Raw genomic sequence first — 25536 nt, forward strand, 5'->3', positions numbered from 1 at the left:
ATTGCTGCCGAGCGGCGGACGGGGGCCGAAATAATTGTGGTCGATGCGCGCGCGGTTTTCCTGCGGCTGCCCCTTGGGCCGGATCACGGCGAGCGTTACGCCCGCATTGCCCTTACCCGCGAACCAGCTGTGATCGACGCGATTGTCCTGACCGTAGATCGCGACCCACACATCCTCCGCGCGCCGGTCCGGCTTGTTGAACCGATCGATCACGACTTCAGTCAGGCGCACGTTCGACGCGACCGATTTCGCATCGCGGCGGAACGATATGACCTCCTTCGTCGGCGACGCGCCGTCGCGGAAGACGAGGCCGGAAACGACCAGATGCTCGCCGCCGATCCGCAGATTGGATGCCCCGGACAGGATCACCTTGCCCGGCGTTCGCGCGGCGATCGTGATCGGGCGGCCGGGCGCGCCGCGCCCATCCACCACCATTTCGAAATCACGCCAGACGCCGTCCGCCAGCAGGATCGTATCGCCCGCCTTTGCCGCCTGCATCGCCGCACGGTAGGCAGGCTGCGTCGCGACCGGGAACGTCCGCGCAAGACATTCCGTCGATGCCAGACCGCACAGCGCGAACGCGATGATCCTCGCCTTGTTATGCATCGATGCTCGCTCTCACAGGCTGCCTCTCTTCAACTGGACTACGGATTTTGGATCGTGGTTACAACCAGTAAATCAAACTGGTATGCAACTTGGCCGCAACCGCCCGTCAGAACTTGACGCTGATCCCCGCCGTCAATCGCCGGTCGGTCAGCCCCTGGAAGCACAGCAATGCGCGGTCGTTGACGCAATACTGGTTCTGGTCGCCACGCAGCAGGTTGATGCCCTCGACACCGATGTTGATGTTGTCGGTGACGTCGTAGTTCAGGCTGGCATTCAGCTGCCCACGCGAGCCGTTGATCCGTGGCAGGCCGAAGAAGAACGGATCGTTGGAAACGTAGCTCGACCGCCACGTGTAGCGCAGGCGCGCGTTCAGCCCGTATTTGTCGTAGAACAACGTGGTGTTGTAGGAATATTTGGACAGGTTCGTCAGCGTGATCAGATCCTGCGAATTCGGCTTGCCGAGCAGGGAGAACACGGTGCGCGGCCCGTCAGCCGAACGATATTCCCGCGCCGATCCGCCCGTCTTCTGGTACGTGAAGTTCCCGATGAAGCCGAAGCCGGACGCAAAGCCCAGGCTGCTTTCCCACTGCGACAAATTGTATTGCAGCGCGACCTCGATGCCCGTCTGCGTCGTCGTTCCCGGCACGTTGAACGTCGAACTGATCGGCACGCAGATGCCCGTGCCCTGAACGGGGTTGTTCACGTTGCGATTGGCGATCGGGTTGTAGATGCCGCCATTCTCGCACGGCGGCGTGATATCGATGTTCAGATTGCCCTGCGCATCCAGATTGGGCGCGGGATCCTGCTGGCGCTGCGCGAACAGGTTGGTGCGGCTCTTGTGGAAGAAACCGACGCTGACCAGGCTGGACGGCGCGAAATAATATTCGGCCGACAGATCGTACGACCAGACCGCTTCGGGCACGAGATCGGGATTGCCGACCGCGACGGGCGTGTTCGCGCCGGTGCCGAAGGAGAAGGACGTCGACAGCGTGTCGAAATTCGGCCGCCTTATGTCGCGCGCGATGCCGGCGCGCACCAGCACCTTCTCCGCCGGTTCGACGACCAGGCTGAAGCGTGGCAGCCAGAATTTGTACGAACTCTTCGCTACCGTCTGGCCGGTGACCGATCCGTTCGCGATATTGTTGCCGATGGAGGACAGGCGCGTGCTCAGCCACCGCACGCCGGCATTGCCGCGCACCGTCACGTCGCCGATGTCCGTCGCCATGTTCGCCTGCACATATGCGGCGTTGGTCGTCTCGCGGATGCTGAAGAAGCCGGCGAAGGATTCCGTCGGCGTGGTCAGCAATGGGATTGCCGGGCCTACGGTGCGCGCGGCATTGCTCGCGGCGATCGCGGTGTTCAGCGCGTTCAGCACGCCTGCCGGATCGTTGAACGACCGCTCGCCGTCGATCAGCAGGAAATCGGGGAAATACAGCCTGCGCCCGTCGGCCGCGTTGAAGTTGCTCGGCCCCGGAACCAGGATGTCGGCGAACAGATTGCCGGACGGTCGATTGAACGCGGTCGTCGTGTTCGTATAGGTGACGTTGTTCGAGAATTCGCCATTCTCCGCCGACGTCCGGTTCCAGCGATAGCCCGCATCGACCGAGGTCAGGAACGACACCAGCTTCGACGTATCGTAGGTCAGGTCGAAACGCGCGGCGCGTTCCTGGTTGTCGGTCGAGTTCGCACCCTGCGTGACTTGCTGGAGTTTATAGTTGGCGGGATCGAGCAATTGCGCCTTGGTCGGGGCGAAGGGGCTCGATTGATCGATGCCGAATTGCAGCGTGCCGTTGCGCAGGTCGAATTCGAGCGGCGTGCCATTGTCGATGCTCCGTCCGATGACCGGCTGCGGCCCCTTCGGATTGATGAAGTCGAGCGTGGTCGAGAAGTTCGGGAATCGGGATTTCGACGTCGATAGCGATCCTTCCGCGCGAAGCTTCAGGTCGTCGGTGGCATCCCATTCCGCGCCGATATCGAACACGCGGCTGCGCGTCACGCGCGCGCCGGTGTCGCTCGACATGCGCAAATTGGGGTCGATCACCTGCCCCGTCGCGCCGCCAATCCCGATCGTCCCGGCCAGCGCCGCCTGAACGCTGCCCAGATCGATCGAACCGTTCGGGCCATCCAGCGTACCGAAGTTCACTGTCTCATACGCGGTGTTGTTCATCGCATCGACCACGGACGGCGTGGCGGTGCCGGACACCTGGATGCGGTGGCTTTCCTGCGTGCGCCGCTGGTTGTTCAGCGTCGCATCGAAATACAGCTTCAGCGTGTCGCTGGGCTTCCATTCGAGTGCCGCAGTGCCGTTATACGTCTCATATTCGTAATTATCCAAACCCTGTTGCAGGAACTGGATACGCAGGAACGGAAACGCCTGCGAACTCGCGCTGGTGCCCGGCAGGACGACGGCATCGCGGTCGACGCGCGGCGCGAAATTGGCCACGTCCAGACGCGCATAGCTGCCGCTCAGCACCACGCCGATCTCGCCCAGCCCCGTGCTCCAGTTGTTGCCGACCGTCGCGGACAGGCGCGGTAAGGTGGATTTGGACAGGTCGCTATTCTCGACCTGCGCGCGTGCCGCGATCAACGGGCCCTTCAGCCCGAGCGGACGGATCGTGCGCAGGTTGATCGTGCCGCCGACCGATCCTTCGATCGTCTGCGCGGTCGGCACCTTGGTCACCTCGACCGACGCGATCAATGCGGCGGGCAAATCCTCGAAGCTGATCCCCGAACGGCCTGCGCCGGACCCGACCGTGGACACGCCGTTGATCTCGGTCCGGTTGGCATCGGTACCGCGGATCTGCACCGCATTGCCGACACCGGCCTGACGCGTGATCTGCAAGCCGGTCACGTTTTCCAGCACTTCGGCAAGGTTCTGGTCGGGCAGCTTGCCGATATCCTCGGCCTGGATTACTTCGATCAGATTGTCGGAACTGCGTTTCTCGGCCAGCGCGCTGGCGAGCGAACTGCGGATGCCGGTGACGACGATGTCCGCCGTCTGGTCCTCCGCGACGCCGGTCGGCGACGGTTGTTCGCCCTGTGCCGGTTCTACCGGAGGCGCGACCTGCGCCGATGCCATGCTGCCGAGCGACACGGCGCCCAGCAAAGTCGCGGCATAGGCCGTGCGGTGCCAACGGCGATTGCCGCAGCGATAGGTCGCCCCCATCCGAACATCCTCCCTGATACGATTCTTGTTTCGCGTATCGTTGCAAGGGCTTGGAATATTGTCAACCGAATGCGCATACCAATTATCAGTCTCGCCTTCCGCTTTGGTATGCAGCAATCGGTTCTCCGCACGTGTCGATACGTGAACCGTTGATCCGCCTCGACCCGTCGCGGCAAATGCGCCATCGTGCCCGGCACGTTACAGGGGGAAGCGAAGATGGTGCTATCGGTCGCGATCATCGCTGCGTTGGTCGGATGGCTGTGGAGCGGCTTCGAGATCCTACGGTTTCGTGATCGGCGGACTGGTCGGGCTGGTGGTCGGCTGGCTGATGCGACGGACCATCCGCGCGGAGGTCGCCGCCGCCACTGCGAGCCTGCGTGCCGAAATCGAAACGATGCTGGCCACCCGGTCCGCGCCCGTTGCGGCGGACGAACGCACCTTCGCGCCCGCCGATCCCGTCATTCCCCAGACACCCCGTGCAGCTGCGCGGGTGGTGTCCGAACCGCCGGTCTCGATCGTGCCGGCAACCGACATCCCGCCCCCGCGCCCGCATACATACCCCCGGCCGTCGAGATCGAGCGCACACCGCCGCGACCCAATATCCTGGAGATCGCATTCGCCGCCGCGCGGAACTGGCTGCTGGGTGGCAATACGATCGTCCGTGTCGGACTGGTCGTCCTGTTCATCGGCCTGTCGTTCCTGGCGCGCTACGCCGCCGCGTCCGGCATCCTCCCGATCGAAGTCCGGCTCAGCTTCGTCGCGGCCTTCGGCATCGTCCTGCTGGTCGTCGGATTCCGCACACGGGAACGCCGCCCCGGCTTCGGTCTCGCATTGCAGGGCGGGGGAATCGCGACGATCTACCTTACCCTGTTCGCGGCGGCCCGCCTCTACGACACCGTTCCGATGGCCGCGGCCTTCGTGCTGATGATCATGGTCTGCGCACTCGGCTGCGCCCTCGCTTTGCTGCAACGATCGCAGGCACTGGCCGTCACGTCCTTCCTCGGCGGATTCGCGGTCCCCTTGCTGCTGAGCGACGGCGGCGGCAGCATCTCCGGCGTCTTCGCCTATTATACGGTCCTGAACCTGGCGATCCTGTTCATCGCGCAGCGCCAGACGTGGCGCGGCCTGAACCTGACGGGGTTCTTCGCGACGTTCGGCTTCGCCACGCTGTGGCAGGCGACTGGCTATGCCGCGACGGACTTCTGGCCGACGCAGATCTTCCTGATCGCCTCGGTGTTGATCTACGTCGCGACCGCGATCCTGTTCGCACGGTCAACGCCGGCAAAGCTCGGCGGTATGGTCGATACGACATTGCTGTTCGGACCGGCCATTGCCGGGTTCGGGTTGCAGGTGGCGTTGGTCCACGACCGTGCATTCGGCAGCGCCTTCGCCGCGCTCGGCTTTGCCGCGCTGTATCTTGGCATCACGACCGTCACGATGCGCAAGGACCCCGAACGGCTCCGCGTGATGAACGAGACGATGCTGGCGATCGGCATCGGCTTCGTGACGCTCGCCGTCCCGCTCGCGCTGGATGCGCGCTGGACCTCCGCCGCATGGGCACTGGAGGGTGCGGGCGCATTCTGGGTCGGCATGCGACAGGCACGCTGGATGCCCCGCATGTTCGGCCTCGCGTTGCAGTTGATCGCGGCGATCCTGTATCTCGGCGGGCTGCACGACAACGTCGCCGCGCTGCCGATCGCCAATCCCGGCTTCGTCGGCGCGATGATCGTCGCCCTCGCCGCGTTGATCACCGCGTGGTGGATGCGCCGCCCGATGCCCGCCGCAGACTCGCGGATCGGTCGCACCTATTGGCAGGTCGAGGCGGGGCTTGCCGCACCGGCGTTCCTGTTCGGCTTCGTCTTCTGGGTCCTGGCCTTCGCCGCCGAAGCGTACCGATCCTCACCGCAAGCCTATGCCGGACGTATGCCGACGGCAGTCTTTAGCGACGGAACGCAGGCCTTGCTGACGATGCTGGCATATATCGCCAGCGCCTGGCTCGGCCAGCATGTCGCCAGGCGTACCGGCTGGTCGGTCGCGCGTTGGCCGAGCTTCACCAGCGTCGCCGCGCTGGCGATCGGCGTCCTCGCGACGATCGGTTCGTCCACGCACGTCCTGTCGTCGCCCGCCTGGGCGATCTGGATCGCGGCGGTCGCGCTGCATTTGCACCTGACCTATCGGAACGATCGCGACGGGAAAGAACCGTGGCAGACAGCGGCGCTGCACTTGGCGCATATCGGCGGAGTCTGGGTCGGCACGCTGCTTCTGGCGGATTGCCTGTGGGTCGCGGTGGACCGGCTTCACCTGTGGCAATCGGCATGGGCGATGGTGTCCTTCCTCGCCAGCCTCGTTGCGATCCTCGCGATCCTCACCGGCTGGGCCGGGCGGGCGATCGGCAAGGGCGGGCGCTGGCCGCTCGACACGCATGCGACGGACTATGCCTGGTATTCCGCAGTCCCGCTGGCCGTACTGTCCTTCGCCGACGCCTTTCTGGTGGCGGTGTTCTCGTCCGGCAATGCCGCGCCCCTGCCCTATGTCCCGCTGATCAACCCCGTGGACCTGTCGATCGGTCTGGCAATCTTCACGCTCGCTTTGTGGCGTCGAACGGTAACGACCGCCGATCCGGCGCCACGCGGCGTGGCGGTGCTGCACGGTCCCGGCAGTCTTGGCGGCCTGGCCGGCCTCGCCTTCGTCGCAATCAACACCGTCTGGCTGCGCGCGGCACATCATCTGGCGGGCGTCGCCTGGGACGGGGATGCGATGTTCGACAGCGTGCTGGTGCAAACCGGACTGGCGATCCTGTGGACGCTGATCGCGTTGACGATGATGGTCATCGCGCATCGCCGCGCGCAACGGACCATCTGGGTGATCGGCGCGGCCTTGCTGGGCCTTACCGTCGCCAAGCTGATCCTGATCGACCTGAACGCGGCGAATGGTGGCGCGCGGATCGTGGCGTTCATCGCGGTCGGCATATTGATGCTGGTCGTCGGATATCTCGCGCCGCTTCCCCCACGCCAAACTGAAACGACTGGCGACGACACGGGTGGAATTGCGATATGAACCGATACGTCCTCGCGCTGGCGGCACTCGTCCTGACGGGTGCGGCACCCGAAGGCGCGGATACGCCGGAGTCGTACCGGTCACGCTTCGCGGTGACGGCGGCACCGGGCGGCGGGGTCCAGCGGATCGCGCTGCCCGCCGCTGCGCTGGCGGCATCACAGGCGAACGCGCTTGCCGATGTCCGCGTGTTCGACGCGCGCGGACGTCAGATGCCGGTTGCCCACGCGCCCGCAATCGCCCCGGCACCCAGGCGGAATACGGTTCCGGCGATGCCGATCCTCGGCCCATCGGACGGCCTGCGCGTGACGGGCATGTCGTTACAACTGGACGAACAAGGCCGGGCGCGCGTGGCGCAATTGGATGGTTCGGTGCGCGATACGCCCGGCGAGACCGCGTTGCTGGGCGTGCTGTTCGACACCCGATCGATATCCGGCGGCGCGAGGCGATTGACGCTGGATGCCGACATACCCGTGTCGCAGCCGGTCACCTTCACGGTGGAAGCCAGCCGCAACCTGAAGGAATGGCGGCAGATCGGCGAGGATGTGGTCTTCCGCGGCGCGGGCGCTGCCCAAACCACGCCTGCGCTTACGCTCGACGGTGCGGATCTGCTCCGCGACTACCTGCGCGTGACGTGGAAAAGCAGTGCGCGCCTGCTCGCGCCGATCGCCATGCGGAGCGCGACACTGGAAACGCGACCCGCGGAAGCGCGGGCGGGTGTCGCGACCGATGCGACGCTACCGGCCGGCGCGACAGGCCGGACGATCGATTTCCGCCTGCCGTTCGCGACACCACTGGCGGCAATCCGTGTCGTGCCATCCGGCAACGACCTGATCGTGCCGGTGACGATTTCTGGCCGCGATACGAACGAGCTTCCGTGGGACCGGATCGGGAGCGGCGTCGCTCGCGCGACCGACCCCGCGACGATCGCCCTGTCGGGCGGATCGTACCGGACGATACGGATCGAGGCGGACAAGCGGACGGCTGGCTTCTCGGCGCCCCCCGCGATCCGACTGGTCTTCGCGCCCAAATCGATCGCGTTCCTCGCGGCAGGACAGGCGCCCTATACGCTTGCGGTCGGTCGGCCGGGCGCGGCGAGCCAGTATCTCGCGCTGGACAGCCTGATCGATGATCCGGCACGGCGGATGCCCGATGCGATCGTGACCGCACCGGAAACACGGCTCGACCTCCTGCCGGTCGAGCGCGGCGGGCTGGCCGATGGGCGAAGCTGGCTGTTATGGGCGATCCTGATCGGCGCGACCGGGCTGCTTGCCGGAATGGCATGGCTGTTGTGGCGGCGGAACGCGACGGTCGATGGTCCGGCCGCACCCGGCAGCACCGGATAACGCTCCGGATCGACCGCCAGCGCGCGACGCTCAGACCGCGCGGTACCACCAGACGCCGTCGCGCACGTCCTTCACCGCGCGCCCCTCGACCTCCAGCCGGCGGAGATGCGCGAGCGCCTCGCCCGTCGCCATGCCGAGCATATCCGGGCCGATCGCGCGGCGGAACAACCGCCCGAAGACGTCGACGGCGCGCTTGCCGGTGTCCCCGTCGGTGCCGATGAAGACATGCAGTTCGTCCAACCGCTCGCGATGTTCACGGTCCATCGCATCCAGCCGCGCATGCAGCCCGGTGAACGGATCGCCGTGCCCCGGCAGGACCAGCAGGCTGTCGGGCAATTCCTTCAGCCGCGCGATCGATGCGAACCACTCGCCGAGCGGATCGGCATTGGGTTCGGTGACCCCCAAAGACACGTTCGGGCTGATCCGCGGCAAGACCTGATCCCCCGCGATCAGGATTCCCGCCTGTTCGTTCAACAGGCAAGCATGTTCCGGGCTGTGCCCCGATCCCACGACGATCCGCCAGTCCTGCCCGCCGATCGTCAGCGTGTCGCCGTGCCGGATGCGCGTATAGCTGATCGGCAGCGGGGTCACGATGCGGCGGAAGGCAGCCCAGCCGCGCGCGCTGGCATGCGCGATCTGCGCATCGTCCCAGCCGCCCGCGCGCCAATAGGCGATCATCTCGCCGGGGATGCCGTCGCGCGCATCGGCGACGAGCATGCGTGCCGTCAGCCATTCGCCGCGCGTCATGATCATCGGCGCGGCATGGTAATCGCACATCCACCCGGCCAGCCCGATATGATCGGGATGATAATGCGTGCCGATCATCTTCGTCACACGCACGCCGTGCATCGGACCCGCGAACACCGCTTTCCACGCATCCCGCGCGGCATCGGTCGCCATGCCGGTATCGATCATCGCGACGCCGCTGCCACGGTCGTCCGCATCGTCGAGCAACCAGCAATTGACGTGCTTCAACGGGCCGGGAACCTGGAGCCGGACCCAGTTGAGCCCCGGTACGACCTGCATGACGCCGCCAGCCTCCGGCTCGGCACCGCCGAACGGATAGGTCAGGCCCTTATGGGTCGTCGGCGTGAAGCCGTCGTCGGGGACGGCGACATCGGCCGGAAGCGGTGCGGTGGAGGCGCTAGACATAAGGTTGCAGTTAGCAACGGAATTGCGCCAACGCCAACGACTTGTTCGGCCGGCGCCCCGTCGGGGCCACCGGCCGCTATCGGCCTCAGCTCTTGAACAGGTTCTCGGCGGTGCGCTCGATCGGTGCCGCTTCGCCAGCTTCCACGGCCTCCGCGTCAATCGCAGCCTGTGCGCGCTGCTGGCGCAGTTCGGCGATAAGCGCCTCGCGGTCGCCATCCAGCCGCGTGTCGACCACCGGTTCCAGACCGGCCGCCTTGCCCGCCTTGGCGACGGCGGCGTCCAGCTCGCGCTGCGTCGTCAGGCCCAGCGTCACGGGATCCTTCGGCGTGATGTTCGCGATGTTCCAGTGGCTGCGGTCGCGGATCGCGGCGATCGTCGTGCGCGTCGTGCCGATCAGGTTGCCGATCGCGCCGTCGCTGATTTCCGGGTGATTGCGGATGATCCAGGCGATACCGTCCGGCTTGTCCGACCGCTTGGACACCGGCGTGTAGCGCGGGCCCTTGGTGCGGCGGACCTGCTCCGGCCCCTTGATGATCTTCAGCGTGTAATCGGGATCGGCCTGACCCTTGTCGATCTCTTCCTGAGTCAGTTCGTGCGCGCGGATCGGATCGCGACCAGTCAGCTTGGTCGCCGCCGTATCGTCGGCGATCGCCTGGACCTCGAGGATGTGCAGCCCGCAGAATTCTGCGATCTGTTCGAACGAGAGCGCGGTGTTGTCGACCAGCCAGGAAGCGGTCGCATGCGGCATAAGCGGCTGGGCCACGGAGAAACTCCTTAGAAACAATAAGGGCCGCCCCTTTCGGAGCGGCCGCGTCAGCTTCCTGATCTAGTGCCAATACCCCCCACTGGCAAGAACAGTATAATACCGATCAGGCAGCCAGTATTTCGCGCTCGAACGCAGGGACGAGCGCATTCAGGAACTGCCGCGTGCTGGCCGCCCAGGTGAAGCCCGATCCATAGGCGGCGCACGCACCGCGATCGAGCAACAGCGCGCGCGCGATCGCGGTATCGATATCGTTCGCCATCGCGCCCGTATCCGGCGTCAGCACGTCGATCGGGCCGGTCACCAGATAGGCCGCTACCGGCGTGCCACACGCCAGCGCCTCGATCATCACCAGCCCGAACGTGTCGGTGCGGCTCGGAAAGACGAAGACGTCGGCGGCGGCATAGGCTCCGGCGAGTTCGCTGCCGAACCGTGGCCCGAGAAAATGCGCGTCGAAATATTTCGTCTCCAGCGCGGCGCGCGCCGGACCGTCGCCGATCACCACCTTGCTGCCGGGATGCGCGCTGCTCAGAAAAGCCTCGATATTCTTCTCGACCGCCACCCGCCCGACATAGAGTTGCACCGGACCCGGCAGGCTCCGTATCGCGGTATCGAGCACGACGCCGGCGTGGAACTGCGTCAGGTCCACCCCCCCTGCCCCACGGACGGACATGCGGCAGGCCATGCGCCGCGAGCGTTCCCGCGATCGACGCGGTGGAGGCCAGGATCGCCTGCGCAGGTGCGTGGAACCAGCGGATATAGCGCCAGATCCATTCCGGGTTCAGCCCGGTCCGCGCGGCGACATAGTCCGGGAACTGCGTGTGATAGGCGGTGGTGAACGGAAAATCGCGCGAAAGGCACCAACGCCGTGCCGCGATACATACCGGCCCCTCGGTCGCGAGATGAATGGCGTGCGGCGCGAAATCCTCCAGCAACCGGGCAACGGCGCCGGTGGTGGCAAAGGCCAGCCGGATCTCGGGATAGGTCGGACAGGGGATGGAATGGAACAGGTCCGGGGATACGATTAGCACGTCATGCCCCATCCGGCGCAGTTCGGCGCCGACCGCCTGCAACGTCCGGACGACGCCGTTGACCTGCGGGCTCCAGGCGTCGGTGACGATCGCGATCCGCATCGCTCAGGCCGCCAGCAGCGCGAGATCGGCCTGCGGCTGACGCGCGGCGATCTCGTCCGCCCAATGCAGGATCTCCATCCGCCCGTCGAAATGCTCGACCAGGGCGGTGCAGCCCTCCACCCAGTCGCCGTCGTTATAATAAGCCGTGCCGTCGATCTCGCGATATTCCGCGGTGTGGATGTGCCCGCACACCACCCCGTCGACCCCGCGATGCGCCGCCGCCTGCGCGACGACCTGCTCGTAGTTCGAGATGAACTCGACCGACTTCTTGACCTTGGCCTTGGCGTGCTTCGACAGCGACCAATAGGGCATGTTGAACAGCCGCCGCCACGCATTCAGCCCGCGATTGAGCGCCATCAGCACGTGATAGGCGACGTCCCCGACATGCGCGAGCCAGCGATGCGCCAGCGTGATCGCGTCGAATTCGTCGCCGTGCAGCACCAGCAGCCGGCGCCCGTCCGCAGTCTCGTGGATCGCCTGGCGCACGATCTCCACGCCGCCGAAATCCAGCCCGGTGAACTGCCGGAAGACCTCGTCGTGATTACCCGGAATATAGACGACGCGCGTACCGCGCCGCGCACGTTTCAGCAGCCGCCAGACAACGTCGTTATGCGCGACCGGCCAGTACAGTTTCTTCTTCAGCCGCCATCCATCGACGATATCGCCGACCAGATACATCGTCTCGCTGTCGACATGATCGAGGAAGTCGATCAGCATCCCGGCATTGCAGCCGCGCGTGCCGAGATGGACGTCGGATATCCAGATCGTCCGGAACTGACGGCGACCGCCGATCATCCGCTCCGGAATGGCCGGTGCCGATTGCGCGAAATCCGCAAAATCGCCGAGCGACGCCCCCAGGATAGCGGTGGCGGCGATACTGGTGACGACGTTCATGTCGTTTCCCCCGTTCAGGTGACCCCAACGGAGGAAAGCTATGCACGCGGATTGTTACAGCGACATCGCGGGGATGTTGCAGTTCTGCATCCGGCCCGGCGACCTCAGCCGGTCACCCGGCCGGCGTGGAGGGAACGATCGGCTTGACCGGAGCGGCCGGCGCGGCGTTCGCCCCGGACTGCACGAGAGTTTCGAGCGAGGAACCGTCCAGCCCCAATTCCTTCATCAATCCATCGATCAACGGCGCCTGCGCACGGTATTTGAGTGCCGCGGTCACCGCCGAATTGGCCAGGTTCCCGTCGCCCCCGTCGCTACCATTGCCCGATCCCGCCGCCCCGCCGCCACCGCCGGTGATGCCGTCGACCTGCACGATCCGGATGCTGTCGATCGCCTCCATCGGCTTGGCGGCTTCGCGGATCAGTTCGGGCAGGACCTTGAGCAAGGCAAGCTTCGTCGTCAGCGATACCTGGTCCGACGACAGGATGTTCGACGCCTCGTTCACCGCGCGTTGGCCCGCCGCCTCGACCTCGAAGCGGACACGGTCGGCCTCGGCCTTCAACTTCGCCGCTTCGGCCTCGCCACGCGCTGCTTCCAACACGGCGGCAGCACGATCGGTCGCCGCCTGCTTCTCGGCCTCGGCCTGAACGCGGATGCCGATTGCGGCACGCTCCGCCTCGCGCGCTGCGTCGATCAGTTCGATCCTTTTCTGACGTTCGGCAATCTCGGTCTCGCGCGCAGTGCCGACCTGCTCTTCCGCCGCGACCGCACTGGCGCGGGCCTTGTCCGCTTCGGCGCGCGCCTGGCTCTCTTCGCGGCTCTTGTTCTGGACCGCGATCTCCTGTTCCTGCCGGGCCAGTTCCAGCGCCTGCTCCTGCGCGATCTGCGCTTCCTTCACCGCGCGATCGGCCTGGATCTGGCTGCTATCGACCTGCTGCTTGGCATCGATCTTCGCCTGATCCGCCTCGCGCGTGCGCAACGCCTGCTCGCGCGCGACTTCGGAGGCCTGACCGGCACGCTTCAACTCGATCTCGCGCTCCTGCTCCAGCCGCGCGAATTCCGTATCGCGACCGATCAGGAAGGATTGCCGCTCCGCCTCCAGGTTCTTCGTCTCGATCTGGATGCGCGTATCCTGCTCGATATCGTTGCGCGCCTTCTTGCGCAGCTCGATCTGCTCGGTCAGCTTGGTCAGGCCTTCCGCGTCGAATGCATTGTTCGCATTGAAATGCTCGATCGATGTCTGGTCCAGCCCGGTGAGCGAGACGGATTCGAGTTCGAGGCCGTTCATCGCGAGATCCGCGGACGACACCTGCTGCACCTTCTGGACGAAATCGGCGCGTTGTTCGTGCAGCTGGTTCATCGTCATGCCCGCCGCGACCGAGCGCAGCGCATCGACGAACTTGCCCTCGACCAGTTCCTTCAGCGCATCGGGATGCATCGTGCGCATGCCGAGCGTCTGCGCAGCAGTCGCGATCGATTGCGCATCGGGGCGCACGCGGACGTAGAATTCCGCCTTCACATCGATCCGCAGCCGGTCGAGCGTGATCAGCGCATCGGTGTTCTTCCGCTCGACCGCGAGCCGCACGGTGTTCATGTTCACCGGCATCGTCTCGTGGAACACCGGCAGGACGAGCGCCCCGCCATTGATCACGACCTTTTCCCCGCCGAAGCCGGTACGGACGAACCCGATCTCCTTAGACGCACGCTTGTACAGCTTCGCCAGGATCAGCCCGAGCACGAGCAAGGCGACGAGCGCGCCGCCCGAATAGATCAGGTACGGCACGACGGATCCGGACTGCGTGGCGACTTCGTTCATGAGTATCAGGCTCCGAGATAAGGGAGGCGATGATCGCCGCGGGATATTGCGCGGAAGATGTTGCCTTCGCGGCGAACGATTAAGATTGCCTCACCCTCCGCAAAGGACTCGGCCGGGTTGTTCGGCTCGACCATGACGTAATGCGCCTGGCCGTGCCGGTCCTCGACGCGGGCACGCGCGGGTGAATTCTGCTCGGCCCGGCCGGTGACGATGCGCGCGGCCTCGCCGACCAGATCGTCCAGATCGATCGCGGTCGTGTGATCGTGCGGCAGTATCTTCGCCAGGATGCGTGCCGCGAACCCCGTTAGCGGCAGCGCGATCAGCCCGGCCGCGGGGATCGCGATCCAGGCCGCCAGAAGATCGCCGCTACTGTCATGGATCGCCTGTTGGCCGATCAGCCCGACGCTACCGAACATCGTCAGGAACACGACCAGCAGCATCAGTAGCGGCAGCCGCCCGACGCCGAGCCACGACAACAGATCGGGATGCGAATCCAGATCGGCATCGATGTGCGTGTCCACGCCCAGCCCGATGACCTGGACGAGGCCAATCAGCACCATCAGCAGAAGCGCCGACACGAAGACGACGTTTTCCCCCGCCATCAGAAATTCAATCATGCCCGCGCCCCATAGGCATCAAGGTAGATCGACCGTCGCGCAGCTTCCAGCGGAATCGGACTCCGCCGCCCTCCCCGCTACCGCGCCGGAACCGTCGTCCGCTCAGTCCATCGTCAGCACGATCTTCCCGACATGATCGCCCGCTTCCATGCGTTCGTGCGCAGCGGGGGCTTCGGACAGCGGGAACGTGCGGTCGATGATCGGCTTCAACCGCCCCTGTTCGACATGCGGCCACACGGTGCGCGCGAGTTCGTCCGCGACGAGCGACTTGAACGCCGTATCGCGCGGGCGCAGCGTCGAACCGGTCATCGTCAGGCGGCGGCGCATGATCTCGAACAACGGCACCGTCGCCATCATCCCGCCCTGCACCGCGATCGACACGTGTCGGCCATCGTCCGCAAGGCATTGCAGGTTGCGCGGCACATAGTCTCCGCCGACCATGTCGAGCACCACGGCGACGCCCTTTCCGCCGGTGATCTCCTTCACCCGAGCAACGAAGTCCTCGGACTTGTAGTTGATCGCATGGTCCGCCCCGATCGCCTTGGCGGCGGCGCATTTCTCGTCGGATCCAGCCGTCACGACGATCGTCACGCCGAACAGGTTGCACAAGGCGATCGCCATCGTGCCGATCCCGCTGGTGCCGCCATGCACCAATACGGTGTCGCCCTCGGTCGCATATCCTCGTTCGAACAGGTTGGTCCACACGGTGAACAGGGTCTCGGGCATCGCTGCCGCCTCGACCATGCTCACCGCTTGCGGCACGGGCAGGCACTGGCCCCACGGCGCGACGGCATAATCGGCATAGGCCCCGCCGGTGATCAGCGCGCAGACCGGCTGGCCGATCGCTTCGGCCATCACCCCGTCCCCGACGGCGACGACGGTGCCGGAAATCTCCATCCCCAGGATCGACGGGGCACCGGGCGGCGGCGGATACTTGCCCTGGCGCTGCATCACTTCGGGCCGGTTGACCCCGGCGGCGGCCACGCGGACCAACACTTCGCCCGCACCCGGAACCGGAACGGGTCGATCGACGATCGTCAGTACGTCCGGCCCGCCCGGAGCCTCTGGATCGATCGCACGCATCGTCTTGGGAATATCGCTCATCTTGTACGCCTGTATGGCCGAAAAACCGGCCTGGGCGTTATTGACATCGCTGCTCGCAGGGTCAACTTTCATGGCATGGACCTGCCAAAGGAATGGGACGATACCTTCGCCGGGAAGGGCGACGATCCGCTGGCCGTGTTGCTGGGGCAGGATCTGGACCCGCTGTCGGTCGCCGAACTCGACGCCCGGATCGCCGCGCTCGAGGCGGAGATCGAACGGACGCGCGGAAAAAAGAACGCGCCGTTAACCATCGCGCAAGCGCCGACGGCCTATTCAGGAGATGACCCTCACGCGCCTGGGGACTCGTCGGCGGGACAGGAATGGCCGACGTGTTTTTCAAGTGCTTGATGCGGGTGGCCCGCCTTCCAACATAGTGGAAAATGGTCGCTCGTCGTCCGCGGCCCGCTCGAATGCCCTTTGGGAGTAACCGAAAATGCCATCTTTCGCCTCTGCGCTGGAAACCACGCTCCACAAGGCGCTCGAAGCCGCATCGTCGCGGCGTCATGAATATGCCACGCTCGAACATCTGCTGCTCGCGCTGATCGACGACGAACATGCGTCGAAAGTGATGACATCCTGCGGCGTCGAACTGGAAGAGTTGAAGGCCACCGTCGCGCATTACCTCGATACCGAACTCGAGGCGCTGAAGGTGGAGGCCGCGACCGATCCGTCGCCGACCAGCGGCTTCCAGCGTGTCGTCCAGCGTGCGATCCTGCACGTCCAGTCGTCCGGTCGCGACGAGGTGACCGGCGCCAACGTGCTCGTCGCCTTGTTCAGCGAGCGCGAATCCTACGCCGTCTACTTCCTGCAGCAGCAGGACATGAGCCGCCTCGATGCCGTGAGCTTCATCAGCCACGGCGTCGGCAAGGGTGGCGCGGCGCCGGAGCAACGCGAAGTGAAGGGTGCCGAAGAAGAGAAACCGGCCAAGGCGGGCGAGAAGGGCAAGGCCGAGATCCGCACTCAAGCAGTTCACCGTCGATCTCAACGAGAAGGCGAAGAGCGGCAAGGTCGATCCCTTGATCGGTCGTGGGCCCGAGGTCGATCGCACCGTGCAGATCCTGTGCCGCCGGTCGAAGAACAACCCGCTTTATGTCGGTGATCCCGGCGTCGGCAAGACCGCGATTGCGGAAGGCCTGGCGCGCAAGATCGTTGAGGGCGACGTGCCGGAAGTTCTGTTGCCCGCCGTCATCTATTCGCTCGACATGGGCGCCCTGCTCGCCGGCACGCGCTATCGCGGGGATTTCGAGGAGCGGCTGAAGGCGGTCGTCAACGAACTCGAAAAGCTGCCCGACGCGGTGCTGTTCATCGACGAAATCCACACCGTGATCGGTGCCGGCGCGACCAGCGGCGGCGCGATGGATGCATCGAACCTGCTCAAGCCTGCGCTGTCGGGCGGCACGATCCGCTGCATCGGTTCGACGACGTACAAGGAATTCCGCAACCACTTCGAAAAGGACCGCGCACTGCTGCGGCGCTTCCAGAAGATCGACGTCAACGAACCGACGATCGAGGATACGATCAAGATCCTCGCCGGTCTGCGCAGCGCGTTCGAGGATCACCACAAGGTGAAGTACACCCCCGACGCGATCAAGGCGGCGGTGGAGCTGTCGTCGCGCTACATCAACGACCGCAAGCTGCCGGACAAGGCGATCGACGTGATCGACGAAGTCGGCGCGATGCAGATGCTGGTGCCGCTGAACAAGCGCAAGAAGACGATAACCACGCGCGAGATAGAGGCCGTGATCGCGACGATGGCGCGCATCCCGCCGAAATCCGTCTCCACGGACGACACCAAGGCGCTGGAATCGCTCGAAACCGATCTGAAGCGGGTCGTGTTCGGTCAGAATTCCGCGATCGAGAAGCTGGCCTCGGCGATCAAGTTGAGCCGGGCGGGCTTGCGCGATCCGGAAAAGCCGATCGGCAACTATCTGTTTACCGGCCCGACCGGCGTCGGAAAGACCGAAGTCGCCAAGCAGCTCGCCACGATCATGGGCATTCCGCTCCAGCGCTTTGACATGTCCGAATATATGGAGCGTCATTCGGTCAGCCGTCTGATCGGTGCACCTCCGGGCTATGTCGGGTTCGACCAGGGCGGTCTGCTGACCGATGCGATCGATCAGCAACCGCATTCCGTGCTGCTGCTCGACGAGATCGAGAAGGCGCATCCCGACCTGTTCAACATCCTGTTGCAGGTGATGGATAATGGTCGCCTGACCGATCAGCACGGCAAGACGGTCGATTTCCGCAACGTCATCCTGATCATGACGACCAATGCCGGCGCGTCCGACATGGCACGCGAGACCTTGGGCTTCGGTCAGTTGTCGCGTGAAGGCGAGGACGAGCAGGCGGTGCAGAAGATGTTCTCGCCGGAATTCCGCAACCGTCTCGATGCGATCGTGCCGTTCGGATATCTGCCGACCGAGGTCGTCGCCCGCGTGGTCGACAAGTTCATCCTGCAGCTCGAACTGCAGCTGGCCGATCGCGGCGTCCACATCAACCTGGACGACGAATCGAAGACGTGGCTGACGTCGAAGGGCTATGACAAGCTGTACGGCGCGCGCCCGATGGGCCGACTGATCCAGGAAAAGATCAAGCAGCCCCTTGCCGAGGAATTGCTGTTCGGCAAGCTGGTCCACGGAGGCGAGGTCAACGTGAAGATGAAGGACGGCGCGCTGGCCTTCGAAATCACCCCCGCCCCGCCGAAAAAGCCCCGCAAAAAGGGCAAGGCAGAAGCCGCAGAGGCCAAGTGACATGAAGCCGGGGAAGAGCGATCTTCCCCGGCTTTTCCTTACCTTATGGACGGAGGCTCGAAACGGCGGTCCCCGTGATTCGTTCGCCGAAGCGACCCACACGAAGAAGCCCCATTTCCGAACCCCGATCGGACCGGCGCTTGCGCCGTCGGCGCTACCCACGCATCTCTGCACAAAACAGCCTGCCACGCCCGATCCTCGCGGGAATGGTTGGCCCGTCATTTACCTTATGTTCGTGTTCGTCGCCGTACATCGGCTGAATGCTTCGTTTCTGCCTGTGGTTCTTGGCGATCTGCGTTTGCGCGATGCTGCTCGCCGTACCGGTGCGGGCGCAGGGCGGCGGCGGGATAACCGGCGATTCGATGCGGATCTGCGTGCTGCGGGATGTCCCTGGCATGACCGCCCGCCGCGCATTCGACATGGCCGGGAAATTCGACTGCTCCACGTCGCAGCCCGATTTCGGCCCCGGCGATTATTGGGTCATCGGCAACCGCCTTCCTCCGGGCGAACTGAACCGTCCGCTTCTCGTCCGCACGGCCAGCCTGCGTCAGGACCGGATGACGCTCTACGCGCTCTATCCCGCCGAGCGGATCGACGCGATCGTCACGGACGCACACGACGCCTCGCGCCATCTGCAACTTGGTGCGATCATCGAACGCCTGCTGCCACGCCGCGACATGCGCCCGATCCGCCTGCTCTGGCACATCGAGGGGTCGGCGAACCTGCGCGGCATCGTGCTGGCCCCGACGATCGCGACAAGCGGCCAGTCGGCACAATCGAACTCGATCATGAGCGCGGTCTATTCCGCCTTTGCCGGAATCTGCATCGCGTTATTGCTTTACAATGTCGGGCTCGCCCGCGCGCTCCGTCACGCATTCCTGCCATTCTACTGCCTGATGATGGTCGGCATGCTGCTCTATGCCTTCACGTCGTCGGGCGCTTTCGCTTGGGCATTTCCTGCGGTGGAGAACAACGCACGGCTCAGGATGAACTACGTCCTTCTCGCCGCGACGGGGATCGCCGCGATCAATTTCCTGCGGCATTTCTTCGAACCGCACATCGTGACGCCGTGGCTGGGCCGGATGGTCCGCATGGCGTCGTTCGCTGTGGCGCTTCCGGCATTCGGCGTCGCGTTGCTGGCACCGTGGCACCTCAAGCAATTCGATACCGCCTTTAGTCTCGGCTTCCTGATCCTGTTGGTCGCGATCATTCCCATCATGGTCGCGGCGTGGCGCAGGAAGAGCCAGTTCCTGGGATTGTTCATCACCGCGTGGATCACGCCGATCCTGCTCGCCGCGACGCGCACCGCCAGCGGCCTGAACCTGATCGACTACAGCTTCTGGCTCGACAATTCGACGATCCTTTCGATGGCGTTCGAGGCTTTGCTGTCTAGCCTGGCGATCGCATACCGGATCCTCCTGATCACGCGCGAACGCGATGTCGCGCGCGAACAGGAAATGGCGGCACGGTTGCTTGCCGATGCGGATCCGCTGACGGGGCTGATGAACCGCCGCGCCTTTCTGCGGGAGGCGATCGGGCGTGAAGGCGAACAGCAATTGCTGCTGCTCGACATCGATAACTTCAAACGCATCAACGACACGATAGGGCATGACGGCGGGGATAATGTCCTGCGGGTCGTGGCGCGCACCCTGCGTATCGCAAGCGATCCGCACGCTTTGGTAGCGCGGGTCGGGGGCGAGGAATTCGCCATCGTGTCTGGGCCCGGCGAGCCGGTCGATGCGGAGAAGGTACTGACCGCGCTCCGTACCGCGCCCATGCCCTATGATCTGGGGGTGACCGCCAGCATCGGGCTGCACTGGGGCACGCTCCTTCGGGAAGCCGATTGGAAGGCGATGTATTGCGCCGCCGATGCCGCATTGTTCGAGGCGAAGTCGGCAGGTCGCGATCGTGTTCGTGGCAAGGATACGTCTCGATTTCCGGTCGCGGTCGCGGCCTGACCCGCTTGCCGCGGCGGCCGGTTATTGTTACGGATGCGGGACAGACAACCGGGGAGGAGCCGGCATGCGTAGCCCCGATACCATCCGCCCCACCGTCGTACTGGTCGTTGCCGCCGCGCTTCTGCTAATCGTCGCGGTTCGCCACCCCAGCGCCGACATCCGCATCCTTACGCACGATTCGACCGACCGTTCCCCGGCCCGGGTGCAGGCCGCGTTCGATCTCGGGCTGGTCGCGGTATCCGTGCTCGTGACGTGGACCAAACGACTGGTCTGACGCGCTCGATCGGCGGGGTTGCGAGCGAAGCATCGCTTGCTTACACGAATGTAAATGACCGACCCGACATCCGATCCCGTTGCCGCCTGGACCAACGCCTATCGTCATCCGATGCGGTGGCAGACGGAATTTCCCCCGCTGTCGATGGTCGATGCGTTCGATGCCGCGGCCGCAAAGGCGGGCACGGCACCCCTGATCGACTTTCTGGGGCGGCATTACAGTTATGCCGAAACTTTGGACGGCGCGAACCGCGTCGCCGCCGGGTTGGCCGCCTTGGGCTATGGGCCGGGCGACCGGATCGGCCTTTTCCTTCCCAACGTGCCGCATTATCTTGCCGCCTATTACGGCATCCTGAAACTCGGCGCGACGGTGGTGAACTTCTCGCCGCTCTACACCGCCGACGAACTCGCGCATCAGGTGGCGGATTCCGGTACGCGGTTGCTGTTCACCGTTTCCGCGAAAGCCGTGCTGCCGACCGCGCTGAAGGTTCTGGAACGCAGCGCATTGGAACGGCTCGTCGTCGGCTCCGTCGCGGGCGCGCTCCCGCCGACCAAGTCGTTGCTCTACCGCCTGTTCAAACGGTCCGAGACCGCGGAACGTCCCGACGATCCGCGCATCCTCGCCTTTTCGAAACTCATCGCGAATGACGGGCGCCACGATCGTGCGACGATCGATCCGCTGAAGACGATCGCGCTGATCCAATATACCGGCGGCACCACGGGCGTGCCCAAAGGCGCGATGCTCAGCCACCAGAACCTGTCCGCCAATGCGCGCCAGATCATGGGCCTCGACCCGCATGTCGGCGAGGCGGACCGGATCCTCGGAGTGCTGCCGCTGTTCCACGTCTTCGCCAACACCTGCGTCCTCAACCGCACCGTGTTGAACGGCGGCTGCATCGTCATGCTGCCCCGCTTCGAAGCCGGACAGGTGCTTGCCGCGCTCCACCGGACCAAGGCGACATCGCTTCCCGGCGTGCCGACCATGTATCAGGCGCTGCTCGATCACCCGCAGGCCGCGCGGACCGATTTCAGCAGCCTCCGCGTCTGCATCTCCGGCGGCGCACCGCTCTCCGCCGAACTGAAAGCGAAGTTCGAGGCGACCACCGGCGCGACCGTCGTCGAAGGCTATGGGTTGTCGGAAAGCTCGGGCGTGGTCTCCGCCAACCCGTACGAACAGGACGGCAAACCCGGCACGATCGGGCAACCGATCCCCGCCACGATCGTCAAGCTGGTCGACAAGGGCGATCCCACCAGCCCCGCGCCCGACGGCGAACCGGGCGAGATCGTCATTCGCGGGCCGCAGATCATGCAGGGCTATTGGGGCCGCCCCGATGCCGACGGCGAAGTCTTCGTCACCGACGCCGATGGGCATGACTGGCTTCGCACCGGCGATGTCGGCACGATCGATGCGGACGGCTTCATCCGCATCGTCGATCGGCTGAAGGACATGATCGCGGTCAGCGGCTTCAAGGTCTTCCCAAGCCAGATCGAGGCGATCCTGTACCATCATCCAGCGATCAAGGAGGCGCTGGTGATCGGCCTGCCCGATCCGTATCGCGGCGAACATCCGCGCGCCTATGTGACGCTGAACGACGGCATCGCCGCGACGCCGGAAGAACTGCGCGACTGGCTCAACCCACAACTCGGCCGCCACGAACGCGTCGATCAGGTCGTCGTCCGCCTGACGATGCCCAAGACGATGATCGGCAAACTAAGCCGCAAGGACCTGATCGCCGAAGTCACGGCAGAGGGCACGTAAGACGAGCGTTTAGCAACGCGCCGACTCTATTTGCCCCTGGTAGACGATCGACCGACCTGACATGCTGCCGATCAGGGAGAATGGTCGATGAAACTGATGCTTGTCGCGCTCGTACTTTCCGGAACGGTCTCCGCCGGCCCCGCACCGGATCTGGACGCGGTCGTCGCCGCGCCGGGCAACCACAAGATCCTGCTGGAAAACGATCAGGTCCGCGTGCTTCAGGTCGAGGTCGCGCCCGGCGAGACTGAACCGGTCCACGAACACCGCTGGCCCAGCGTCCTCCACATCCAGGACGCACAGCCATCGGTCGATATCAGCTACGAGCTGCGCGGCGGCAACCTCGTCGAGATCGGCCGTCGCGCATTGCCCGGCGGACGCCCGCCCCCGCACTCTGGGTGCCGCGACAGGGTGCCCATGCCGTCAGGAACATGGGCACCGCGCCGTTCCGCCTGCTCCGCATCGAACTGAAGCAGGCGCCACCGGGCGCCCACTGATCAGCCCAATACTGTCTTCAGGTTCATGAACTCGTGCAGACCGTACGGCCCCAGTTCGCGGCCGTGGCCTGACCGCTTGATGCCGCCGAACGGCGCTTCGGGGCTGCTGGCCAGCATCTGGTTGACCGCGGTCATCCCCGCTTCGATCTCGCGTTCGAAGCGTTCGCGCTCATCCGCATCTTCTGTCCAGACGGACGATCCCAGCCCGAACGGCACGTCGTTCGCCAGCCGGATCGCCGCGTCGATATCGTCCGCCTTGAACACCATCGCGATCGGCCCGAACAGTTCCTCCTGCGCCACCGCATGGTCGATCGGCACGTCGACCAGGATACCGGCGGACATATAGGCGCCCTTCCCGGGCAAGGCTTCGCCACCGAACAGCATGGTCGCGCCTTCGGCCCGGATCATCTCGATCTGGTCGAGCACGGTCTGGCGCTGCTCCTCGCTCGACAGCGGGCCCATATCGGTCGCCGCGTCCATCGGGTCGCCGGCCTTGACCGCCTTCATCCCGGCGGAAAACTTCTCCAGGAACGCGTCATAGATATCGGCATGGACGATCATCCGCTTGGCGCAGATGCACGATTGCCCGGTATTCTGGATGCGTGCGGTCACCGCGGTCTTCGCCGCCTTGTCCAGGTCGGCGGAGGGCATGACGATGAACGGGTCCGATCCACCCAGTTCCAGCACGACCTTCTTCAACGCGCGCCCCGCCGCCTCGGCGACCTTCATGCCCGCGCCTTCGCTACCGGTCAGCGTGACCGCCGCGATCCGGTCGTCCGCGATCAGCGCATCGACCTTGCCCGACTTGATCGCCAGGTTCTGGAATACGCCCGCCGGCGCGCCCGCCGCGATCACCATCTCCTCGATCGCCGCGGCAACGCCTTGCACGCTGGAGGCATGCTTCAGCAGCCCGACATTCCCCGCCATGATCGTCGGCGCCAGGAAACGGACGACCTGCCAATACGGAAAATTCCACGGCATCACCGCCAGCACCGGCCCGATCGGAAGCCAGCGTGCCTTGCCCGTGCCGCCCGCCGTGGCGAATTCGCGCGTCGCCAGCATCGCCGGTCCTTCCTGCGCATAGTGACGGAACCCGACGGCGCACTTCTCGACTTCCGCCAGCGCGGACTTCAGCGTCTTGCCCATTTCCCGAACCGCGATCTCGGCGAGCCGCTGGCGATTGGCATCGAACTGATCGGCGATCGCGGACAACAACCGGCTGCGCGTGTCGTAATCGGTCGCGCGCCAGCTCTTATACGCTTCGGCGGCACGCGCGACGCGCGTCTCGATCTCGTCCGCCGTCAGTTCGGCGAAGCTTTCCCCGGCGGTGCCGGTGGCGGGATTGATGCTGGTGAACATGGTTTTCCTATCGCTGGATCGCAGGCTTAACGCAAACTTGCCGCGACGTATCCTTGACCCAGTTGATACCCACGGGCCATAGCACGCGTCATGGAAACCCCCGTAGAAGACCTTTCGTTCGAAGCCGCGCTCCGGGAACTCGAACATATCGTCAGCCGGCTCGAATCCGGTGACGAGCCGTTGGACGGCGCGATCGCATTGTACGAACGCGGCGATCGCCTGCGCCTGCGCTGCAAGGATCGACTCGATGCGGCGCAAGCCCGGATCGAGGCGATCCGCACCGATGCCGAGGGTCGCGCCGCGGGTACGCAACCCTTCGTGGCTGGATGACCGTGATGGCCGCGCAACCGCACGCCCCCTCCGCCACCCTGCAGGCCGCGCTGAACGAAGTCGCAGCCGACATCGATCGCCGGTTCGACCTGTTGCTGGAAGTGCCCGACGATCCCCGCGCGGACCTGTACCGCGCCATGCGTCACGCCGCGATGGGCGGAGGCAAGCGCCTGCGCCCGATGCTCGTCAACGCCACTGCGCAATTGTTCGGGGTGGACCGCGACTGTGCCGGCCGCACCGGCGTCGCGCTGGAATGCATCCACGTCTATTCGCTGATCCACGACGATCTGCCGGCGATGGACGATGACGATATGCGTCACGGCAAACCCAGCACGCACAAGGCCTTCGACGAGGCGACCGCGATCCTGGCCGGCGATTGCCTGCATGCGCTGGCGTTCGAGATCCTTGCCGATCCGCTGACGCATGCCGACCCCTATGTCCGCGTCGAACTGCTTGCCGATCTGTCGCGCGCGTCCGGCCCGAACGGCATGGCCGGCGGCCAGATGATGGACTTGCAGGCGGAAAAGACCAGCTTCGACCTGCCGACCGTAACCCGGTTGCAGGCGATGAAGACCGGCGCGCTGATCGCCGCCGCGGTCGAGGCCGGGGCGATCCTCGGCCGCGTACCGGTGGAGGGGCGCAAGCATCTGCGCGGCTATGCCCGCGATCTGGGCCTCGCATTCCAGATCGCCGACGACATACTGGACGTCGAAGGCGATGAGGAACTGGCCGGCAAGGCGCTGCGCAAGGACGAGAATGCCGGCAAGGAGACGTTCCTCTCGCTGCTCGGGCTGGACCGGGCGCGCGAACAGGCACGGATGCTGGTCGATCAGGCGATTGCCCATCTCGCAAGCTATGGTCCGGAGGCGGATCTGCTGCGCGACATCGCCCGCTTCGTCACCGCGCGAAATCATTGAGATCGGGTTCCGGCGCTTGCCGGGACTGATACCGTTACAAGGCCTGGG

Annotated in this window: 16 protein-coding genes and 4 pseudogenes; 10 read left to right on the top strand and 10 right to left on the bottom strand. The window is 65.1% G+C overall.

Going from position 1 to position 25536, the window contains the following annotated elements; genetic code table 11:
• Window positions 1–21 precede the first annotated feature (21 nt).
• A pseudogene (locus tag H5J25_RS21185) lies at window positions 22–606 on the bottom strand (chondroitinase-B domain-containing protein); the annotation flags it as partial.
• Window positions 607–712: 106 nt separating this feature from the next.
• Complete coding sequence (locus H5J25_RS12860) at window positions 713–3772, bottom strand: TonB-dependent receptor (protein WP_202091581.1); 3060 nt, start codon at window positions 3770–3772, stop codon at window positions 713–715.
• 216 nt (window positions 3773–3988) lie between these two features.
• On the opposite strand from H5J25_RS12860, the gene H5J25_RS12865 reads away from it, so the two are divergent.
• Both H5J25_RS12865 and H5J25_RS12870 read left to right on the top strand, forming a co-directional pair.
• Window positions 3989–6829: a DUF2339 domain-containing protein gene (locus H5J25_RS12865; RefSeq protein WP_202091583.1), complete on the top strand. Its 2841-nt coding sequence runs from the start codon at window positions 3989–3991 to the stop codon at window positions 6827–6829.
• Window positions 6826–8172 carry a DUF3999 family protein gene (locus tag H5J25_RS12870; protein ID WP_202091585.1) on the top strand — a complete coding sequence of 449 codons (1347 nt, stop codon included), beginning with the start codon at window positions 6826–6828 and terminating at the stop codon, window positions 8170–8172. The genes H5J25_RS12865 and H5J25_RS12870 overlap by 4 nt, the downstream gene beginning before the upstream one ends.
• Window positions 8173–8202: 30 nt before the next feature.
• Here H5J25_RS12870 and H5J25_RS12875 read toward each other — a convergent pair whose 3' ends face one another.
• The 7 genes and pseudogenes from H5J25_RS12875 to H5J25_RS12905 all read right to left on the bottom strand — a co-directional run bounded on the left by H5J25_RS12875 (window position 8203) and on the right by H5J25_RS12905 (window position 15648).
• A complete protein-coding gene (locus H5J25_RS12875; RefSeq protein WP_202091587.1) occupies window positions 8203–9324 on the bottom strand; it encodes an MBL fold metallo-hydrolase in 1122 nt (373 codons plus the stop codon).
• An 85-nt stretch (window positions 9325–9409) separates the two neighbouring features.
• Window positions 9410–10087: a DUF1013 domain-containing protein gene (locus H5J25_RS12880; protein WP_202091589.1), complete on the bottom strand. Its 678-nt coding sequence runs from the start codon at window positions 10085–10087 to the stop codon at window positions 9410–9412.
• Window positions 10088–10193: 106 nt separating this feature from the next.
• A pseudogene (locus H5J25_RS12885) lies at window positions 10194–11220 on the bottom strand (glycosyltransferase family 4 protein).
• 3 nt (window positions 11221–11223) lie between these two features.
• Complete coding sequence (locus H5J25_RS12890) at window positions 11224–12114, bottom strand: UDP-2,3-diacylglucosamine diphosphatase (protein ID WP_202091591.1); 891 nt, start codon at window positions 12112–12114, stop codon at window positions 11224–11226.
• 112 nt (window positions 12115–12226) lie between these two features.
• Entirely contained in the window at window positions 12227–13927 is a 1701-nt protein-coding gene (locus H5J25_RS12895) for a flotillin family protein (RefSeq protein ID WP_202091593.1), read from the bottom strand.
• Window positions 13928–13932: 5 nt separating this feature from the next.
• On the bottom strand, window positions 13933–14544 hold the full coding sequence (locus tag H5J25_RS12900; RefSeq protein ID WP_202091595.1) for a YqiJ family protein: 612 nt from the start codon (window positions 14542–14544) through the stop codon (window positions 13933–13935).
• Between the two features lie 102 nt (window positions 14545–14646).
• Complete coding sequence (locus H5J25_RS12905) at window positions 14647–15648, bottom strand: NAD(P)H-quinone oxidoreductase (RefSeq protein WP_202091597.1); 1002 nt, start codon at window positions 15646–15648, stop codon at window positions 14647–14649.
• 75 nt (window positions 15649–15723) lie between these two features.
• Between H5J25_RS12905 and H5J25_RS12910 the strand changes: the two are divergent.
• The 6 genes and pseudogenes from H5J25_RS12910 to H5J25_RS12935 all read left to right on the top strand — a co-directional run bounded on the left by H5J25_RS12910 (window position 15724) and on the right by H5J25_RS12935 (window position 22856).
• Window positions 15724–15932 (top strand): annotated as a pseudogene (locus H5J25_RS12910) (DUF1192 domain-containing protein).
• 149 nt (window positions 15933–16081) lie between these two features.
• Window positions 16082–18398 (top strand): annotated as a pseudogene (clpA, locus tag H5J25_RS12915) (ATP-dependent Clp protease ATP-binding subunit ClpA).
• Between the two features lie 260 nt (window positions 18399–18658).
• Window positions 18659–20356 (top strand): GGDEF domain-containing protein, encoded by a 1698-nt coding sequence (locus tag H5J25_RS12920; protein ID WP_225883103.1) that lies wholly within the window; start codon window positions 18659–18661, stop codon window positions 20354–20356.
• Between the two features lie 64 nt (window positions 20357–20420).
• Entirely contained in the window at window positions 20421–20630 is a 210-nt protein-coding gene (locus tag H5J25_RS12925; protein WP_225883104.1) for a hypothetical protein, read from the top strand.
• Window positions 20631–20684: 54 nt separating this feature from the next.
• Entirely contained in the window at window positions 20685–22388 is a 1704-nt protein-coding gene (locus tag H5J25_RS12930; RefSeq protein ID WP_202091599.1) for a long-chain-fatty-acid--CoA ligase, read from the top strand.
• Window positions 22389–22475: 87 nt separating this feature from the next.
• Window positions 22476–22856, top strand: coding sequence for a hypothetical protein (locus tag H5J25_RS12935; protein ID WP_202091601.1), 381 nt, complete (start codon window positions 22476–22478; stop codon window positions 22854–22856).
• Between the two features lie 26 nt (window positions 22857–22882).
• Here H5J25_RS12935 and H5J25_RS12940 read toward each other — a convergent pair whose 3' ends face one another.
• Window positions 22883–24265, bottom strand: a complete 1383-nt coding sequence (locus tag H5J25_RS12940) for an NAD-dependent succinate-semialdehyde dehydrogenase (protein WP_404829615.1) — start codon at window positions 24263–24265, stop codon at window positions 22883–22885.
• 66 nt (window positions 24266–24331) lie between these two features.
• Between H5J25_RS12940 and H5J25_RS12945 the strand changes: the two genes are divergently transcribed.
• Together H5J25_RS12945 and H5J25_RS12950 are read left to right on the top strand one after the other, a co-directional pair.
• Entirely contained in the window at window positions 24332–24571 is a 240-nt protein-coding gene (locus H5J25_RS12945) for an exodeoxyribonuclease VII small subunit (RefSeq protein WP_202091605.1), read from the top strand.
• A 5-nt stretch (window positions 24572–24576) separates the two neighbouring features.
• Window positions 24577–25488 carry a polyprenyl synthetase family protein gene (locus H5J25_RS12950; RefSeq protein ID WP_202091607.1) on the top strand — a complete coding sequence of 304 codons (912 nt, stop codon included), beginning with the start codon at window positions 24577–24579 and terminating at the stop codon, window positions 25486–25488.
• Window positions 25489–25536 lie beyond the last annotated feature (48 nt).

This window comes from Sphingomonas aliaeris (assembly GCF_016743815.1).
Taxonomy (GTDB): domain Bacteria; phylum Pseudomonadota; class Alphaproteobacteria; order Sphingomonadales; family Sphingomonadaceae; genus Sphingomonas; species Sphingomonas aliaeris.

Coding starts and splice junctions, on each gene's coding strand:
- H5J25_RS12890 (WP_202091591.1), bottom strand. CDS start 12,114: ATGAACGTCGTCACCAGTATCGCCGCCACCGCTATCCTGGGGGCGTCG.
- H5J25_RS12875 (WP_202091587.1), bottom strand. CDS start 9,324: ATGTCTAGCGCCTCCACCGCACCGCTTCCGGCCGATGTCGCCGTCCCC.
- H5J25_RS12935 (WP_202091601.1), top strand. CDS start 22,476: ATGAAACTGATGCTTGTCGCGCTCGTACTTTCCGGAACGGTCTCCGCC.
- H5J25_RS12930 (WP_202091599.1), top strand. CDS start 20,685: ATGACCGACCCGACATCCGATCCCGTTGCCGCCTGGACCAACGCCTAT.
- H5J25_RS12945 (WP_202091605.1), top strand. CDS start 24,332: ATGGAAACCCCCGTAGAAGACCTTTCGTTCGAAGCCGCGCTCCGGGAA.
- H5J25_RS12895 (WP_202091593.1), bottom strand. CDS start 13,927: ATGAACGAAGTCGCCACGCAGTCCGGATCCGTCGTGCCGTACCTGATC.
- H5J25_RS12950 (WP_202091607.1), top strand. CDS start 24,577: ATGGCCGCGCAACCGCACGCCCCCTCCGCCACCCTGCAGGCCGCGCTG.
- H5J25_RS12860 (WP_202091581.1), bottom strand. CDS start 3,772: ATGGGGGCGACCTATCGCTGCGGCAATCGCCGTTGGCACCGCACGGCC.
- H5J25_RS12900 (WP_202091595.1), bottom strand. CDS start 14,544: ATGATTGAATTTCTGATGGCGGGGGAAAACGTCGTCTTCGTGTCGGCG.
- H5J25_RS12920 (WP_225883103.1), top strand. CDS start 18,659: ATGCTTCGTTTCTGCCTGTGGTTCTTGGCGATCTGCGTTTGCGCGATG.
- H5J25_RS12905 (WP_202091597.1), bottom strand. CDS start 15,648: ATGAGCGATATTCCCAAGACGATGCGTGCGATCGATCCAGAGGCTCCG.
- H5J25_RS12925 (WP_225883104.1), top strand. CDS start 20,421: ATGCGTAGCCCCGATACCATCCGCCCCACCGTCGTACTGGTCGTTGCC.
- H5J25_RS12870 (WP_202091585.1), top strand. CDS start 6,826: ATGAACCGATACGTCCTCGCGCTGGCGGCACTCGTCCTGACGGGTGCG.
- H5J25_RS12865 (WP_202091583.1), top strand. CDS start 3,989: ATGGTGCTATCGGTCGCGATCATCGCTGCGTTGGTCGGATGGCTGTGG.